Annotated in this window: 1 protein-coding gene; it reads right to left on the bottom strand. The window is 63.4% G+C overall.

What is annotated here, in order from left to right:
• Positions 1-48 precede the first annotated feature (48 nt).
• Positions 49-18,927, bottom strand: a complete 18,879-nt coding sequence (locus AMM33_RS18545; protein WP_228768239.1) for an Ig-like domain-containing protein — start codon at positions 18,925-18,927, stop codon at positions 49-51.
• Positions 18,928-18,981: the final 54 nt, after the last annotated feature.

Here is an 18,981-nt window from a genome sequence, read left to right as displayed (position 1 = left end):
CTCTTCGAGTGCCGGCCTGCGAGAGGCCGGCCTTCGAGGGGCGCTGGCTTAGACCTGCGAGACCACCACCAGATCGTCGACCAGCAACTGGACGGCGGAGGTGTTGTGGTTGTAGGCCGTGTAGCTGTCACTGCCCACGACGACTTTGGTGGCCGAGGCCGTCCAGTTGGTCAAGTCGCTCAGGACCAGCTTGTCGCCTGCATCGCCATCGACCATCAACTGGTTTCTGGCCACCTGGGCGGTCAGGCCGCTGGTGGTGTTGGACGCGTTGAAGACGTTGGAGCTGTTGGCGTGTTCCAGCATGTCGGTCAGGTTGAGCTTGAAGGTGTTGTTGCCTGTACCCGTCAAGTCGATCTTCTCGATGCTGCGCAAGGCTTCGCCCGTGGCGGCGCTCAGGTCCATCACGATGGCGCTGCCATCGAGCTTGACCGTGTCGACACCGGTGCCGCCGTCGATGCGGGCAATGTTTTGAGCAGTGCCTGCGTCGTCGAGCTTGGCCACGTTGTCGGCGTTCAGCACGAAGGTGTCGTTGCCACGACCGCCGTACATCACGTCCTGACCGCCGCCACCGATCAAGGTGTCGTTGCCGTCACCACCCACCAGCTGGTTGTTGGCCGTGGTGCCGGTCAAGGTGTCAACACCAGCGGTGCCGATCTTGTCGTCCACGCCAAAGACCATGTTGGTGACCTCGGACATGCCGCCAAAGACGATGTAAGCGCGTCCCAGGTTGACGCCACCGATGTCCGACAGGATGGAGCCCATCATGATGTCGGAGAAACCGTCACCGTTGTAGTCCCCAAAGCCCAGCACTTCATGGTGATCGTTCATGCCACTGGTCGATGTCGTGATGCCGTAAGGGCCGTTGTAACCCAGCTGTTCGCTGGCACAAGCACCGTTGATGACAAAGCCCTGTTGCTTGGTGCTCAAGTCAGAGACTTGCACGATGGTGGTGTCTGTGCGGCCATAAATCACATACACAGAACCCACGCCTGCACCCGCCGTACCGTCAGCGGCATAGGCCGAGACCAGGATGTCGGACAAGCCGTCCCCGTTGACATCGCCTGCGTTGTAAACCGCCATGCCCAACTGGCTGCTGGCTTCCATGCCCGCGATGCCAAAGCCGCCCACACCCACAGTGCTGGCCGCCTGAGCCACCGTCACATCGGTCGGCATGATGCTGGTGGAAAGCACTGTGGAACCACTGGTCTTGCCAAACACCACAAACGCCTGGCCCGCAGAGGTCAGTCCGTTGGCGTTGCTGTTGTAGCTGCCAATGATCAAGTCGGCCAGGCCGTCACCGTTGACGTCGCCCGCACCCGAAGACGAGTAGCCCAAGTTGCTGATGCTGCTGCCCCCCAGAATGCTGAAGCCTTCGGTACTGGTGCCGCTTTGCAAAGCGCTGATCTTGACGATGTTGTTGTTGCTGCTCTTGCCGAAGATGACATAGGCGGCGCCGTTGTCGGTGCCTCCGTTAACGTCGTTCATTGGCGCAGTCACCAAAATATCGGCCAGACCGTCGCCGTTGACGTCACCAGCAATGTCGGCTTCCCAGCCCAGGGTCGTCTGGGTGCTTGCGTTGTTGTTGACGATGGCAAAACCGCCGGTGCCCACAAAGGTGGTGCTGGCCTGCAGGGACACCACGGGTGAAATATGGCTCAGGTTCACAGCATTGCCGCTGGACTTGCCATACACCACATAGGTCACACCACCGAAATCGGCCGTGGGCGAATTGGCGTAAGGCGCACTGACGATCAGATCATCCAAGCCGTCGCCGTTGACGTCACCGCCACCCGAGACCTGATGGCTGGAACGGTCAGACGTGCAGTGGCCATTGATCACAAAACCAGGGGCATTGGTCGGGTTGACACTGGCCACCACGTTAATGCTCGACAGTTCAATGTTGGTGCCTGAGGTCTTGCCGAAAATCACATAGCTGCGACCGGCATCCGTTTGTGTACCAATGTTCGTGGCTTGACCGTTGATGATCAGATCACCCAGACCGTCGCCGTTGACATCGCCTGCTTTGGCCACACCGCTGCCGACATAGTCACCGGCCACGATGGAGTTGATGCCAAAGCCGTTGGTGCTGGAGCCGCTGGCGATTTCACTCAGGTTGACGGTGGTCATGGTGCTGCGTCCGAACACCACATAACCCTGACCGGTGTCGGAAGTCGCGCCGAAATTGGCGTAGGCAGCACCGATCAAAACGTCTTCATAGCCATCACCGTTGATGTCTCCAATACCCGCGATGTCGCCGGTATTGCCCTCATAACCGGCGATCGAGATGCCGTATTGGGCTGTGGGCAAGGTGTTGGCTGTGCTGCCTCCGGCCAGGAAGAAGCCTTCAAGCTCGAACTGGTAATTCACGGCCACATCGGCTGACTTGGCCGACAAACTGCCGTCGCTCCACTCGAGCTGGGTGCTCACGTTCACGTTGCCTGTGGGTTGGTTGCGAATCACATCGGCACTCACGTTGACGGTCACACCGCCAGCGTCCAGATCCGCCTGCGTGATGGTCTTGACCACATCGGCCGTACCCCAGTAAACATGGACCTTGTCACCCACCTGCGGCGACAGATCTGCACGCACGGAAGGCAGTTTCACCAACACATCGGTTCCACCGTTGATGAACTCGTAGGTGAAGAGCGCGTTGTCGGCCGTGGTCGTCACTGCGCCTGTGGTCTGGTTGATGGTGAATTTGGCTTCGGGAATGCCGCTCAAGTCGCTGGTCGCGCCAACGCCAGTGGCGCTCCAGGCTGTCGCGTTGATGGTCGGTCCAGCGGGCTCAAAGTCCACCAGGATCGAGTAGTCCGCTGACTGGGCCAGCACAGCCGCATCGGCTGCGCCACTGGCCAGCAAGGTGGTGCTGGAAGCCATGTAGCCCATAGCATCCTTGGCACCCACGGTGGCCGAAATGGCGTTCAGCTCGGCGGTGCTCATGAAGATTTCCACATAGCCGGCAGCCACATCCGCCGCAGTCAGAACCACAGGCGTAAAGGACTTGCCACCCAGGGTGTAGGTCACGGCATTGCCTTCCACGGCGCCGGTGCCAGTCAGCTCCAGACGGGCCTTGACGCCGCCGTCCGAGGTCTTTTCAGTGGTCGAGATGCCGCGCGCCATCTCGCCTGCGGCCAGGTTCAAGGTCGGGGCAAAGTGCAGCTTGACATCGCTGTCCACCAGCACCTGCTCGGTGGTGTAGACGTTGCGCAAGACACGGAAGGTGTTGCCGTTGTTTTGCACGGTGCCGGCCAGGTACCAGTCGCCGTCCACACGGGCTGAGTCGGTGCTGCCGCCTTCGATCAAAACCTGGCGACCGGTGTTGACCGCGCCCCAGCCTGCTGTGCTGGTGGCCGCTGCGTTGGTCGCGGCGACCCAGCCCGTGAAGCCGGTGTTGGTGTTGAAGACGTTGGCATTGCCCAGCTGGCGGGTGTCGAACTCGTTCACGGTCAAGGTGTTGCCACCGTTGTTCATGTCGATGCGTTCGACGCCCTGGATCACGCCTTCCATAGCCTGGCGGAAGTCCACATTGATGCCCGTGCCATCGAAACGCAGGGTGTCGATGCCGGTGCCGCCGTCCACGCGGGCCAGGGTCTGGCCTGCGGACAAACCGCCTGACGGGATCAGCAGGTTGACGAAGTTTTCGCCATTGAGCATGAACACGTCATTGCCCTGACCGCCGTACAAGACGTCAGCGCCGCCATTGCCGACCAAGGTGTCGTTGCCCTGTCCGCCGACCATGTTGTTGTCGCCCGCGGTGCCGGTCAGCGTGTCGTTGGCGGCGGTACCGATGGCGTCGCCGTTTTCAAAGTCAAACGCGCCCATGGTCGCTTCGCTCAAGCCGCCGTAGATGATGTACACACGACCAGCGCCCGAGTCAGGCGCGCCGACCATGATGTCGCTGAAGCCGTCACCGTTGTAGTCGCCACGGCCCAGAACCACGTCTTTGTCAGTCAAAGAGTCGGCAGCGCCCGTGTTGCCCATACCCCAGCCTGCGCAGCTGCCGTTGATCACAAAGCCGCTGCCATCGTAGGCCCCGGCCGACAGGTTGACCACCGCGGTGTCTGTCTTGCCGTAGACCACATACAGGCTACCGGAGTTGCTGCCTGCAATGTCGCTGCCTGGTGCGCCCACCAAGAGGTCGGACAAACCGTCACCGTTGATGTCGCCTGCGCCATAGACCGAATAACCGGCGTTGTCCGAAGCGCTTGCGCCTTGAATGGCAAAGCCACCGGCGGCCTCGAAGTTGTCGCTGTCCACATCGGTTTTGAGCGGGGTGATGTTGCTCAGGTACACGGCAGCGCCATTGGCCTTGCCAAACACCACGCGGGCAACGCCGTTGTCGGTCAGACCGTTGGCATCGTTGAGGGTTGAGCCGATGATCAGATCGGCCAGACCGTCGCCGTTGACGTCGCCTGCGGCGGCCACACTGTAGCCGGTCTTGGTCTGGTCACCCAGGATGGCAAAGCCCTCGCTGCTGGTGCCTGAAAGCAGGCTGGAGACCTGCACCGCCTGGCTGCCGGTTTTGCCAAACAGCACATACGAGGCGCCAAAGTCGGTGCCCGAGGTGTTTTGCGAGTAGGCACTGACCAGCATGTCATCGAGGCCGTCACCGTTGACGTCGCCCACAAACTGGCTTGAATAACCCAAAAAGGCACTGCCCTCGGAAAGCCCCATGATGGCAAAACCACCGGTGCCCATGAAGTCAGGCGTGGCCAGGGACAACGCGCGTGGCGAAATGTCAGAGATGAACACGGCCCTGCCGTCGGTCTTGCCATAAACCACATAGCTGATACCGGTATTGCTGCCCATCAAGTCGCTGGCCGGCGCGCTGATCATCAAATCGTCCAGACCGTCGCCGTTGATGTCGGCCCCGCCCGAGACGCTCATGCCCGAAAAAGTTTGCTGTACGTTGCCAAAAATCGCAAAACCGTCGGTGTTGTTCAGCGCATCGGCCTGGGATTTGTTGGCAATGGTGGACAGGTTGAACGCGGCGTTGCCTGTGCGGCCAAACACCACATAGCTGCGACCGCTGTCCTTCAAGGCATCGGCCAAGCCGTCAGCACCCATGCTGGAGACGATGAAGTCACCCAAGCCGTCACCGTTGACGTCACCCGCTGCCGCCACTTGGCGGAAGTAACGGCTTTGCTGCCACCCGGAGGTGTTGCCGTTGTCGGTGGCACCCGTGCCCACGGTGCTGATCTGGAAGCCCGGCACGCTGGTGCCCACATTCGACAGGTCAATTGGCTGGGGGTTGCTGGAGCCATAAATCACATAACCCTGGCCCGCGTTGCTGGTGCCTGCGGGGAAGCCCACGACCACGTCGTCGTAGCCGTCACCGTTGACATCGCCCACACCCGTGATGACCGCGCCACCGGTGCCTGCACCGGCAAAGGACACACCGTACTGCGCCGTGGGCAGGGCGTTGGCGGTGGTCACGCCGTTTTGCGTGAACCAGCCGTCGAGCTGGAACTTGTAGGTCACTTCCACCTCGGGCGCAGCAATCGAGAAGCTGCCGTTTTGCTCGATCTGGGCGCTGACCACCACCGGGCCTGGCGGTTGCAGGCGGATGATCTCAAACGGTACCGTCACGTCGATGAACTTGGCCGTGAGGTTGGCCGCCGTGACCGTGGCCACGACTTCGCCATCCCCAAAGTACACATGCACCTTGTCGCCCAGCAAAGTGGGCATCTTGGCGCCGACCACACCGGTGGTGGGCAGCTGCACGCGCACCGTGGTGCCGCCTTTGATGACCTCGCTGGTGAAGAGGGAGTTGTCCACTGTCGTGGTGATGAGGCCGGTGGTCTCGTTCATCACAAACTTGGCCTCGGGGATGCCGCTCAGATCAGAGCTGCGGCCCAGGGCGGTGTCGGCCCAGGTCAGGGCGTTGATGGTCGGCTGGGTCGGACGGAAGTCGGCCAGGATCGGGTACTCGGACGAGTCGCCCAGCACCGGTCCGGTGTCTGACGCATACAGCGTGGTGTGCAGGTTGATGCGGCCCAGCGAATCGAGTTTGGCCGCGGCCGACTCGGCGGTGATGATGGCATCAGACACAAACACGGTGATGAAACCGGCTGCAATGTCGGCCTCGGTGAGCACCTGGCGTGTGCTGGTGGCACTGGTGCTGTTGAGGTCAATTTGCGCGGTGCCCCAGCGGAAGTCAACCGCATTGCCTGCCACGGCACCGGTGCCCAGCAAGCTGAGCTTGACGGTGGTGCCGCCATCGGTGAGTTTTTCGGCGTATTCAATGCCGCCTTCCATCTCGCCGTAGCTCAAGTCGATGGTGGGTGCCATGTTCAGCGACACCTCGTTGTCAACCAGCACCTGCTCCTTGTTGAAGACGTTTTGCAGCACCTTGTAAACGGTGGTCACGTTGCTGACAACGGGGTTGCCATCGGCGTCCATCGTGGTCACGGCTTCGGTCTTTTGCACGGTACCGGACAAGACCCAGTCGCCGTCCACACGGGCGTGGTCGGTCAGCACGGTGCCGTCGTCCAGCGTGGTGGTGCCGCCTTCAATCAGCATCTGGCGGCCGGTGTTGATCGCACCCCAGCCTGCGGGCGCACCGGTGGCGGTGCCGGTCCAGCCGGTGGTGGTATTGAAGACGTTGGAGCTGCCCATCTGGTTCACATCTTTTTCATTGATGATCACCCGGTTGCCGCCGCCTGCCAGGTCGATGCGCTCGACGCTGTCGATGACGGTGTCGTGCATGGTGCGCAGGTCCAGTGTGATGGCTTTGCTCGGATCGTCCGAGTTGTCCAGACGCAAGGTGTCGATGCCCGTGCCGCCGGTGATGCGCAGCACTTCTTGGGCGCCGCCGGTCTTGCCGATCAGGGCCACGTTGTCCCGGTCAAGCACGAAGACGTCGTTGCCCCGGCCGCCGTACAGCACGTCGGCGCCGCCGCCACCCACCAGGGTGTCGTCGCCATCGCCGCCCACCAGCTGGTTGTTGCTGCCGTCACCGGTCAGCAAGTCCGCGCCAGCGGTGCCAATGGCGTCGCTGTTGTTGGGATCAAACACCGCGTTGGTGGCTTCGCTCATGCCGCCAAAGACCACATAGGTGCGGCCTTTGTCGGTGCCAGAGGCGTTCTCGGTGTACGGAGAGCTGACCACGATGTCGTCAAAACCGTCACCGTTGATGTCGCCATAAGACACAGTGTTGCGCTTGCCCGAGATCGAGAGGTAGTCGTAGCTTTCCACATTGCCACCCGCCAAGCCCGTGGTGAAGCCCAGACGGTCAGCGGCGCAGGCGCCGTTGATGCGGAAACCGCCTTGCTTATTGGCCAGTTCGCTGAGGTTGACGGCGTTCGTCTCGGTGCGGCCATACACCACAAAGATGCTGCCCGAGTTGCTGCCGTTGCGGTCTGCCATGGGGGCCGCCACCAACACGTCACCCAAACCGTCGCCGTTGATGTCGCCTGCGGCTGAGAGGTCGTAGCCCGTCCAGTCGCTGGCTTTGTCGCCTTGAATGACAAAGCCACCACAGCCCACAAAGGTGCCCGAGTTGAGGTTGTTGGATTTGGGTGCAATGTTGCTCAAGTACACGCGGGCGCCATCGGCCTTGCCAAAGATCACCGTGGCGCGACCGTTGTCGGTCAGGCCGTTGGCGTCGTTGTAGGTGCCGGCCACCATGACGTCGTCAAAACCGTCGCCGTTGACGTCACCTGCAGCGGACACGGTGTAGCCGGTCAGGCGCTGGTCGCCATAGACAGCAAAGCCATTGGTACTGGTGCCGCTGGTGATGCTGGACAGGTTCAGCGCCTTGGTGTCGGACTTGCCGAACACCACATAGGCCATGCCGTTGTTGTTGCCGGTGGTGTCGTTGTTGCCGTTGCCGATGATGAAGTCATCCAGACCGTCGTTGTTGATGTCACCGGCGCTGGCAACGCTCCAGCCTTGCAAGGTCTGACCGCCGACCTTTTCGGCCATGATGGCAAAGCCACCGGTGCCCACGAAGTCAGAGCGCCTGGAGCCAAAGCTGGGCGCCACGGACGAGACATAAACCGCTGTGCCGCTGGTCTTGCCGAAGATGACGTATTCGGTACCCGCGTTGGTGTAGCCCGAGTAGGGGTCGGCATACGGCGCAGAGACGATCAGGTCGTCCAGGCCGTCACCGTTGACGTCGCCGCCACCGCTGACCGACAAGCCCAGGTAATCGTTGGCGTTGCGGCCATTGATGGCAAAACCCTGCACGGTGGTGGGGGCAACGCTTGGCGACATCGTGAAGGTGGACAGCTCGATGTTGCTGGTGGCGGTACGGCCAAAGATCACGAATGAACGGCCGGCGTTGCCCTTGGCGTTCGGGTCGGCATAGGGGTCAGAGACGATGAAGTCGGCCAGGCCGTCACCGTTGACGTCACCGGCGCGCGAGGCCACGCTCAGGGCGTAGTTGTCGTTGGTGAAGCCCTTGTGGCTGACGGCAAAGCCCTTGGCACCACCGGCGTCCAGTTCAGACAAGCTGATGCTGACGCCATCCGTGCGACCAAACACGACCCAGCCACGGCCCAAGCTGCTGCCCGCATTCGCGCTGCTCATGAAGATGTCTTCATAGCCGTCGCCGTTGACGTCTCCAATCACGGTGACTGCACCGACATTGGTGTCGGCGCCTTCAATGACAAAGCCGTAGGTAGCCGTTTCAGGTGCGTTGGCGGTGGTGACGCCGTTGAGGTTGAACCAGCCGTCCACTTCAAACTGGTAGTTGACGATCACATCGGTCGATGGTGCCGAGATGGCGCGACCACGCTGGATTTGCGCAAACACGGGCACGTCGCCTGTGTTGGCCTGGCGAATGACCTCGAAGGGCACGACGATGTCCACATACTTGTTGGCGATGTCGGCAGCGGTGAGTTCGTACTCTTCGACCGATGCAGTGCCCCAGGTGAGCAGCACCAGGTTGCCTTCTTTGGCTTCGAGTTCGGCGCCCTTGGACTCTTGCGGCAATTGCACGCGCACCACGGTGCCATTGCGGATGATTTCGCTGGTGTACAGCGTGTTGTCCACCGTGGTCCTGACCGCGCCGGTGGTTTCGTTGATGGCGTATTTGGCCTCAGGAATACCGTCGATGACGCTGTTGTTGCCAGGCTGGCCCACTTTGTCCCAGGCGATGTTGCTGATGGTGGGTGCCGTCGGCGTCATGTCGATGCCGATCATGTTGTCGGCCGATTTGGCCAGCAAGGCCGCAGAGGGCTGGTTGCTCGACATCAGCTCGGTGCGCAGGGCCAATTCGTCCAGCGAATTGAGGTTGGCCATTTGCGCGGTGACCACCGACTTGGGCACCGAGACGATGAGCTTGCCGCTTTCGACATTGCCTTTGGCGTCGATCACCAGGTCTTGGATGGTGTAGCCATTGCCGGTGAAGGTGCCCGAAGCCGTCAGCTCAAACGGTCCATAGGTCTGGGTGCCAAAGTAGAAGTTGACGGCGTTCTTGAGCACGGCGCCGGTCATGGCCAGGTTGATCTCGATGTCAATGGTCGAGGTGGGCAGGCCTGAACGCTCGGCGAAGCTGATGGCCTGGTCGCCTTGCAACACGCCGTAGTCCATGTTGATGGGCGGCGCCAGGAAGACACGGCCTGCGGCGTTGACCAGCACTTGCTGCTTGAGCACCATGTTCTGGATGACGCGGTAGGTGGTGCCGCTGTTTTCAACGGTGCCGGCAAAGAACCAGCGGCCGTCCAGGCGCACGTTGTCGTTTTCCGCTGCGTCGATCAGGATCTGGCGGTTGTTGTTGATGTTGTCCCAACCCGCAGCCAGCGGGATGGCGCCTTTGACGGTGCTGTCGTAGTTGGTCCAGCCCGAGGCGGTGTTGTAGACGTTGGCGTTGCCCAGCTGGACCACATCGGTCTCGTTGATGGTGAGGCTGTTGCCGCCACGGATGTCGATGCGCTCGACGCTGTCCAGAGCCACGCCCTCCACGGTGGTCAGGTCCAGATTCAGGCCAGTGCCGTCGAACTTGAGGGTGTCCAGGCCGGTGCCGCCGTTGATGCGGGTGATGCCCTGGCTGATGCCCGAAGCGCCCAGTTTGGCCAGGTTGTCGGCGCCCAGCACAAAGGTGTCGTTGCCACGGCCGCCGTACATGACGTCGGCACCGCCGCCACCAATCAGGGTGTCGTTGCCGTTGCCACCCACCAGTTGGTTGTTGCCGGTGGTGCCCGTCAGGGTGTCGTTGCCCGAGGTGCCGATGCTGTCGCCTTCGGCCGCCTGGAAGACGCCCATGGTGGCTTCGCACATGCCGCCGTAGATGACGTAGGTCTTGCCAAAGTCAACGCCGTTGACGTTGTCGGCAATGGTGGAGCCCATCAGCAGGTCGTCAAAGCCATCGCCGTTGATGTCGCCATACGACAGGGTGTTGGCGATTTGCTTGAACTGGTCGTAGTTGCCGTTGTAGCCCAGGTAGTCGCCCGCACATTCACCACGGATGATGAAGCCGTTTTTATGGATCTCGGACAGGTTGAACTGGGTGCTGTCGGTTTTGCCGTAAACCACATACACGGCGCCCGAGTCTTTGCTGGTCGGGTTCAGACGGTCGTCATAAGGTGCGGCCACCAGCAGGTCGGCCAGGCCGTCACCGTTGAGGTCGCCTGCGCCCCAAACGGCCCAGCCTGCGTTGTCGCCTGCAGAGGCACCGTGGATGGCGAAACCACCATTGCCTTGCATATTGGCCGTGAGGTTGTTCTTGAGCGGGCCCAACTGGCTGGTCTGCACGTTGCCAGCGGTGCTCTTGCCGAAGACCACATAGGACTTGCCGACGTTGTCGTTGCCGTCAACGTCACCCAAGACGGAGCCGACAATCAGGTCGTCGTAGCCGTCGCCGTTGACGTCGCCTGCAGCGGCCACGCTCAAGCCCACGAAGTTGTTGTCAATGGCGCAGGCGCCAAAGATGCCAAAGCCCTGGGTGCTGGTGCCCGAGGTGATCTTGTCAATGCGCAGGGCCGAAGTGTCGGTCTTGCCATACACCACGTAGGCAACGCCGTTGTCAAAGTCCCAATCGCTGTTGCTGTCGCGGCGCGGTGCACCAATGATGACGTCTTCCAAGCCGTCACCGTTGACATCGCCTGCGCTGGCCACCGACCAGCCCTGGTAGTTGTTGCCATATTTGGTGGCGCCCACGATGGCATAACCACCGGTACCCATGAAGGTGTCGATGCGGCCAGCACTGGCGTTGTTTTTCGGGGCGATGCTGCTCAACTCAAAGGCCGTGCCGCTGGTTTTACCGAAGACGACATAGGTTTTGCCGTTGTTGCCTGCGCCTCGGGTGTCTGCAAAGGGGGCGGTGACGATCAGGTCGTCCAGACCGTCGCCGTTGACGTCGCCGCCGCCGCCCACAGCCATACCGGCGTGGTCTGCGCCGTATTGGCCGTTGATGGAGAAGCCCACGGTGCTGCTTTGTGCGCCCGAAAGGTGCATCTCAGACACGTTAACAGCCTTGGTGTCGGTCTTGCCGAAGATCACATAGGCGCGACCTGCATCGTCCTTTTTATTGAAGTGGTCGTAGTTGGCGCCGATCACGAAGTCGGCCAGGCCGTCGCCGTTGACGTCGCCAGCAGCGGATGCCACGCCAAATGCGTAAGGCGAATCACCGCCCAGCACGGTATTGCCATTGGGACCCTTGATGTTGTTGACGACGAAGCCCCCCACACCGTTTTCGATGGCTTGCAAGTTGATGGCGCCCGGGTTGGACGAGCCCAACGCCACCCAGCCACGGCCATGGTCGTTGCCTGCAGTGTCGTCATAAGCCGCACCGATGAACATGTCTTCGTAGCCGTCGCCGTTGATGTCCCCAATGGCCATGATGGTGCCCATGCGGCCTGCAGTGCCATTGATCGCCATGCCATAGCTGGAGTTGACTGGGGCGTTGGCGGTGCCTGCGCCGGTTTGGAACCAGTTGTCGATTTCAAAGCGGTAGTCGATGGTGACCAGCGGGCTGACGGCCGAGCTGTAGTTGCCGCGTTGCAGCTGGGCCGACACGGTGATCATGCCGGGATGCTGGCTGCGGATGGTGTCAAAGCCGACCACATAGTCCACATAGCCGTTGCTGATGTCAGCGGCCGTCAGGGTGTAGGTCGGGGTCTTGACCGTGCCCCAGTTGAGCAGCAACTGGTCGCCAGCCTGGGCCACGAGTTCGTCGCTGGCAGCGCTGGTGCCGGTGAAGTTGTAAGGCAGTTGCACACGCACCGGGGTGCCTGCGCGGATGACTTCCCAGGTGGCCAGGGTGTTGTCCATGACAGTGGTCACGGTGCCGTCGGTCGGCTCGACCGCATACACGGCTTCGGGCACAGCCGCTGTGTCGCCTGTGGCGGCGCTGGCCAGCGTTGGCGTCCAGGCCTTGGTGCCCAGGGCAAAGACCGGGGCCGTCATGGGGCGGGCGACGTTGGTCACAGCCACATCGCTCAGGCTGGCGGCGTCGTTGCCTGCAGCGTCCTGGATGGCGGCGCTGTCGTCGGCGCTGGTGGCGTCGGTGTAGCTGAGCTTGACGGTCTGGCCAAGCAGGTTGGCACCGGTGTCACCTGTACGGGGACCGATGATCTGGTGGGTCAAGGTCAGGGTGACGGTCTTGTCGGCGTTGACGGTGACGGCTGTCACGGTGTTGACCACGCCATCGACCAGCACCTTGAAGCCTGCGGCCAGCGGGGCGTTGGCCACGTCCAGCGCCTGGTCGTAGGTGAGGATGAGGCTGTAGCCGTCTTCGCTGGTGGTGGCACTGACAAAGGCCGGCGCGATGGTGTCGACGTTGGCCGTGGCCGCTGCCGAGACGCTGCCCACGGCGGTGGTGCCGTCGGCCTGGAACTGCTGCACCGTCACATTCAGGTTGCTGACTTCCTTGTTGGCCAAGGACGCTGCGGGCACCAGGATGCTGGCGGTGCCTGCGCTCACGTCGGCCGCGGTGATGGTGTAGCTGATGACTTCAGTGCCCCAGTTGAGCTGGAGCACCTGGCCCACTTGCGGTGAGCTGCCTGCAATGTTGACCACCACGGGCGAGCCGTTGAGCGATTCGCTCTGGTTGATCACGTTGCCGGAGTTGGCGGCCGACTCGGGGATGGAGGAGATGGTCAGCGGTCCGGCAATGATGACTTCACCGGTGCTGATGTCGGTGCGCGAGACGCCCGAGGCGGTGGCCGTGACTTCAACGCTGTAGGTGGACCCTGCAGTCAGCGGGGTGGCAAAGGCGGTGTTGCCGTCCAGGCTCCAGGTGCCGTCGGTGCTGTTGTAGGTGAGGCCCGCTGGCGAGCTGGTGCCGCCCACGGTGAGGGCAAAGGTGCCTTTGTTGGCGCCGGTGCTGTCTTTGACCGTGACGCTCAGGCTGTCGCCCGTGTCCAGCACCAAGCTGGCGCTGGTGTTGTTCGGGTCGATCTTCTTGGACGCACCGGTGATGGTGGGCGTGAGGTCGCTGGTGACCAGGTTGTTCACGGTGGGCACGTCGGCCGGGGCGATGTTGACGTCCAGCTTGTTGTTGGTGTCGGGTGTGGCGGCCACACCGGCCAGGCTGCTGACGCTGGCGCTGACCGGGTAGCTGGCGCCGTGGTTGAGCAGTTTGGCATCGGCTTCAGGCACGGTGAAGGACCAGCTGCCGTCGGCGCCCACAGTGATGTCGCTGTAAGACTTGTTGTTGAGCGTGACCGTGACTTTCTGGCCCACCGCAAAGGTGCTGGTGCCCGAGATGACGGGCAGTGTGGCCACGGTGGTGGCGGGCACGTAGACGCCGTTCGCGTCGTAGGTGCCTGCACCACGTTCGGCGGCGTTGAACAGACCGGCCAGGGCTGTGGTGTTGTTGACAGCGTCACCGGCGATGCTGGTGATGCTGATGGTCGGCTTGTCGGTGCTGACGTTGATGTTTTTCACCGGGCTGACGTCGCTGACGTTGCCGGCAATGTCTTCGAGCTGCACGCTGACGGTGTGCGCGCCATTGGTCAAAGGTGTGACCGGTGTGACGGTCCCCGAGACCGGGTCGTAGGTGGAGGCCACGGCCACGCCGTCGATCAGCATGATGACTTTGGCCACGCCGTTGGCATCGGGCAAGCCGGTGCCTGCGGGCAGCACATTGACGCTGAAGCTCGGGGTGGTGTCGCTGGTGATGCCGTCGGTGCTGCTGCTGCCCAGATCGCTGTCAACGGTCATGGTGGGTGCAGCAGGGGCGTTGGGCTTGACGATGTCAATGACCACGTCGAGTGCCGGGCTGGCCGCGCTTTCGGCACCGGTGCTGGTGACGTAGCTGTAGGTGATGGCGTGTTTGCCATCGGGCACAGCGGCGGTGGGCGTGATGCTGCCGGTGGCCGCATCGTAGGTCGCGGCGGTTTTGACACCGTCGATGTACAGGAAGACGTTACTCACGGTGGACGGCATGGCCGTGGCCCCTGTGGGCAGCACGCTGAAAGTCGGCGTGTTGTCGTAGGTGTTGTCGTCGGTGCTGCTGACACCGGCGGAGTCGCTGGCAGTCGTCAGATCAGGCGGGGTCAGCGGTGCGGCCGGTGCCGAGCTGTCGACCACGACGGTGACGATGGCGCTCGGGGCGCTGATGTTGCCGGCCAGGTCCACAAAGGCGTAGCTCAGTTCGACCGAGCCATTGGGCAGCGGGCTGCTCGGTGTCAGGGTGCGGTTGACTGCGTCATAGGTGGCCGCGATCTTCACGCCGTTGGCGTACATGACCACGCCGGTGACGCCAGCCGGGAAGGTGGCGATGTCCAGCGTTGGGGTGGTGTCGCTGGTGATGCCATCACCCAGGGTGCCGGTGTCGCTGGCCGCATTGAGTGTGGGCAGCGCAGGCTGTGCCGGCGCGATGGTGTCGATGGTGACGGGCAACTCGGGGCTTTGGGCACCGATGAGGCCTTTCGCATCGACATAGGCGTAGGTGATTTTGGCCACGGCATTGGGCAGCGGCGTGGTGGGCGTGAGCGTGTTGGTGGCTGCGTCGTAGGTGGCAGCGACCTCCACACCGTCCACATACAGCACGGCACGGACCGAGCCTGCGGGCAGCGCAGCCAGGGTGAAGGTGGGCGTGGCGTCGTTGGTGTAGTCGTCGTTGGCGAAGTCGCCGCTGTCGCTGGCCGCCACGAGGTCGGGCGGGGTCATCGGCGCAGCCGGTGGCGTGGGCAACTTGATGCTCAGCTCCGCCGTTGTGGCGTCGGTGCTGGCGTTGCCAGAGGCGTCGGTGACCACAGCGGTGACCGAGTAGTTTTGGCCGTTGGTCAAGGCGGCCAGGGCGCCGCTGGCCGGGAGGGCCGCGCCGGAGCCGGTCAGTTGCAGTGTCCATTGACCGGTGTTGTCAGGCTTGACCTTGTAGGTCGCGCCGTTGACAGTGACTTCAAGCACTTCACCAGCTTGCAGCGCGCTGGTGCCTGCAGAACCCATGAGGGTGACGATGCTGCTGTCGGCTTCAACGACCTGGCTGACCACCGTGGGCACATCAGGCGCTGTGGTGTCGATGGTCACAGGCAGTGGCGTGGGCACGCTGGTCTGGCCTGTGGGGTTGGTCTCGGTGACGCTCAGGTTGGTCAGGCCTTCTGGCAGCGGTGTCGTGGGCGTGATGGCCCAGGTGCCTTCCGGTGTCACGGTGGCGCTGCCAATGACCACACCTTGCGGGTCTGTGATCTTGATCGTGTCGCCAGGTGTGCCCGTGCCCGTGAAGGTCGGGGTCGTGTCGGTGGTGATGCCGTCGCCCTTGTTGCCGCTGTCGGTGGCAGGGTCGATCGTGGCGGTCGGCGCAGCGGGTGCGGCTGGTGTGGCCGCGTTGATGGTCAGCTCGGACGTGGTGGCGTCGGTGCTGGCGTTGCCTGCAGCGTCGGTGACCACAGCGGTGACCGCGTAGCTCTGGCCATCGACCAGCGCGGCCAAGGTGCCGGATGTGGGTGTTGCAGCGCCCGTGCCGGTGATCGGCAAGCTCCATTGGCCGGAAGCATCAGGCGTGACGTTGTAAGTGGCGCCGTTGACGGTGACCGCCAGGGTTTCGCCTGCTGGCAGCGCGGCAGTGCCCACAGTGCCCGAGAGCACCACGGCAGAAGCGCTGGTGGTTTGGCTGGTGACGGTGGGCACAGCCGGGGCTGTGGTGTCAATCGTCACAGGCAGTGGCGTGGGCACGCTGGTCTGGCCTGTGGGGTTGGTCTCGGTGACGCTGAGGTTGGTCAGGCCTTCTGGCAGCGGTGTCGTGGGCGTGATGGCCCAGGTGCCTTCCGGTGTCACGGTGGCGCTGCCAATGACCACACCTTGCGGGTCTGTGATCTTGATCGTGTCGCCAGGTGTGCCCGTGCCCGTGAAGGTCGGGGTCGTGTCGGTGGTGATGCCGTCGCCCTTGTTGCCGCTGTCGGTGGCAGGGTCGATCACGGCGGTCGGCGCAGCGGGTGCGGCGGGCGTGGCCGCATTGATGGTCAGCTCGGACGTGGTGGCGTCGGTGCTGGCGTTGCCTGCAGCGTCGGTGACCACAGCGGTGACCGCGTAGCTCTGGCCATCGACCAGCGCGGCCAAGGTTCCGGATGTGGGCGTTGCAGCGCCCGTGCCGGTGATCGGCAGGCTCCATTGGCCGGAAGCATCAGGCGTGACGTTGTAAGTGGCGCCGTTGACGGTGACCGCCAGGGTTTCGCCTGCTGGCAGCGCGGCGGTGCCCACAGTGCCCGAGAGCACGACGGCAGAAGCATTGCTGGTCAAACTGGTGACGGTGGGCACAGCCGGGGCTGTGGTGTCAATCGTCACAGGCAGTGGCGTGGGCACGCTGGTCTGGCCTGTGGGGTTGGTCTCGGTGACGCTCAGGTTGGTCAGGCCTTCTGGCAGCGGTGTCGTGGGCGTGATGGCCCAGGTGCCTTCCGGTGTCACGGTGGCGCTGCCAATGACCACACCTTGCGGGTCTGTGATCTTGATCGTGTCGCCAGGTGTGCCCGTGCCCGTGAAGGTCGGGGTTGTGTCGGTGGTGATGCCGTCGCCCTTGTTGCCGCTGTCGGTGGCAGGGTCGATCGTGGCGGTCGGCGCAGCGGGTGCGGCTGGCGTGGCGGCGTCGATGGTCAGCTCGGACGTGGTGGCGTCGGTGCTGGCATTGCCTGCGGCGTCGGTGACCACAGCGGTGACCGCGTAGCTCTGGCCATCGACCAGCGCGGCCAAGGTGCCGGATGTGGGCGTTGCAGCGCCCGTGCCGGTGATCGGCAAGCTCCATTGGCCGGAAGCATCAGGCGTGACGTTGTAAGTGGCGCCGTTGACGGTGACCGCCAGGGTTTCGCCTGCTGGCAGCGCGGCGGTGCCCACAGTGCCCGAGAGCACGACGGCAGAAGCATTGCTGGTCAAGCTGGTGACGGTGGGCACAGCCGGGGCTGTGGTGTCAATCGTCACAGGCAGTGGCGTGGGCACGCTGGTCTGGCCTGTGGGGTTGGTCTCGGTGACGCTGAGGTTGGTCAGGCCTTCTGGCAGCGGTGTCGTGGGCGTGATGGCCCAAGTGCCTTCCGGTGTCACGGTGGCGCTGCCAATGACCACACCTTGCGGGTCTGTGATCTTGATCGTGTCGCCAGGTGTGCCCGTGCCCGTGAAGGTCGGGGTTGTGTCGGTGGTGATGCCGTCGCCCTTGTTGCCGCTGTCGGTGGCAGGGTCGATCGTGGCGGTCGGCGCAGCTGGCGCAGGCGGGGTGGCCGCATTGATGGTCAGCTCGGACGTGGTGGCGTCGGTGCTGGCGTTGCCTGCAGCGTCGGTGACCACAGCGCTGACCGCGTAGCTCTGGCCATCGACCAGCGCGGCCAAGGTGCCGGATGTGGGCGTTGCAGCGCCCGTGCCGGTGATCGGCAGGCTCCATTGGCCGGAAGCATCAGGCGTGACGTTGTAAGTGGCGCCGTTGACGGTGACCGCCAGGGTTTCGCCTGCTGGCAGCGCGGCAGTGCCCACAGTGCCCGAGAGCACGACGGCAGAAGCGCTGGTGGTTTGGCTGGTGACGGTGGGCACAGCCGGGGCTGTGGTGTCAATCGTCACAGGCAGTGGCGTGGGCACGCTGGTCTGGCCTGTGGGGTTGGTCTCGGTGACGCTGAGGTTGGTCAGGCCTTCTGGCAGCGGTGTCGTGGGCGTGATGGCCCAGGTGCCTTCCGGTGTCACGGTGGCGCTGCCAATGACCACACCTTGCGGGTCTGTGATCTTGATCGTGTCGCCAGGTGTGCCCGTGCCCGTGAAGGTCGGGGTTGTGTCGGTGGTGATGCCGTCGCCCTTGTTGCCGCTGTCGGTGGCAGGGTCGATCACGGCGGTCGGCGCAGCGGGTGCGGCGGGCGTGGCCGCATTGATGGTCAGCTCGGATGTGGTGGCGTCGGTGCTGGCGTTGCCTGCAGCGTCGGTGACCACAGCGGTGACCGCGTAGCTCTGGCCATCGACCAGCGCGGCCAAGGTGCCGGATGTGGGCGTTGCAGCGCCCGTGCCGGTGATCGGCAGGCTCCATTGGCCGGAAGCATCAGGCGTGACGTTGTAAGTGGCGCCGTTGACGGTGACCGCCAGGGTTTCGCCTGCTGGCAGCGCGGCAGTGCCCACAGTGCCCGAGAGCACCACGGCAGAAGCGCTGGTGGTTTGGCTGGTGACGGTGGGCACAGCCGGGGCTGTGGTGTCAATCGTCACAGGCAGTGGCGTGGGCACGCTGGTCTGGCCTGTGGGGTTGGTCTCGGTGACGCTGAGGTTGGTCAGGCCTTCTGGCAGCGGTGTCGTGGGCGTGATGGCCCAGGTGCCTTCCGGTGTCACGGTGGCGCTGCCAATGACCACACCTTGCGGGTCTGTGATCTTGATCGTGTCGCCAGGTGTGCCCGTGCCCGTGAAGGTCGGGGTCGTGTCGGTGGTGATGCCGTCGCCCTTGTTGCCGCTGTCGGTGGCAGGGTCGATCACGGCGGTCGGCGCAGCGGGTGCGGCGGGCGTGGCCGCATTGATGGTCAGCTCGGACGTGGTGGCGTCGGTGCTGGCGTTGCCTGCAGCGTCGGTGACCACAGCGGCCTGCACGTTGGCGGCGTTGAAGGGCTTGTTCAGCAGCGCGGCTTCGGCGGCTTCGGCACG

Source organism: Limnohabitans sp. DM1 (assembly GCF_001269385.1).
GTDB lineage: Bacteria > Pseudomonadota > Gammaproteobacteria > Burkholderiales > Burkholderiaceae_C > Limnohabitans_A.
This window is presented reverse-complemented; position numbering and strand designations above follow the sequence as displayed.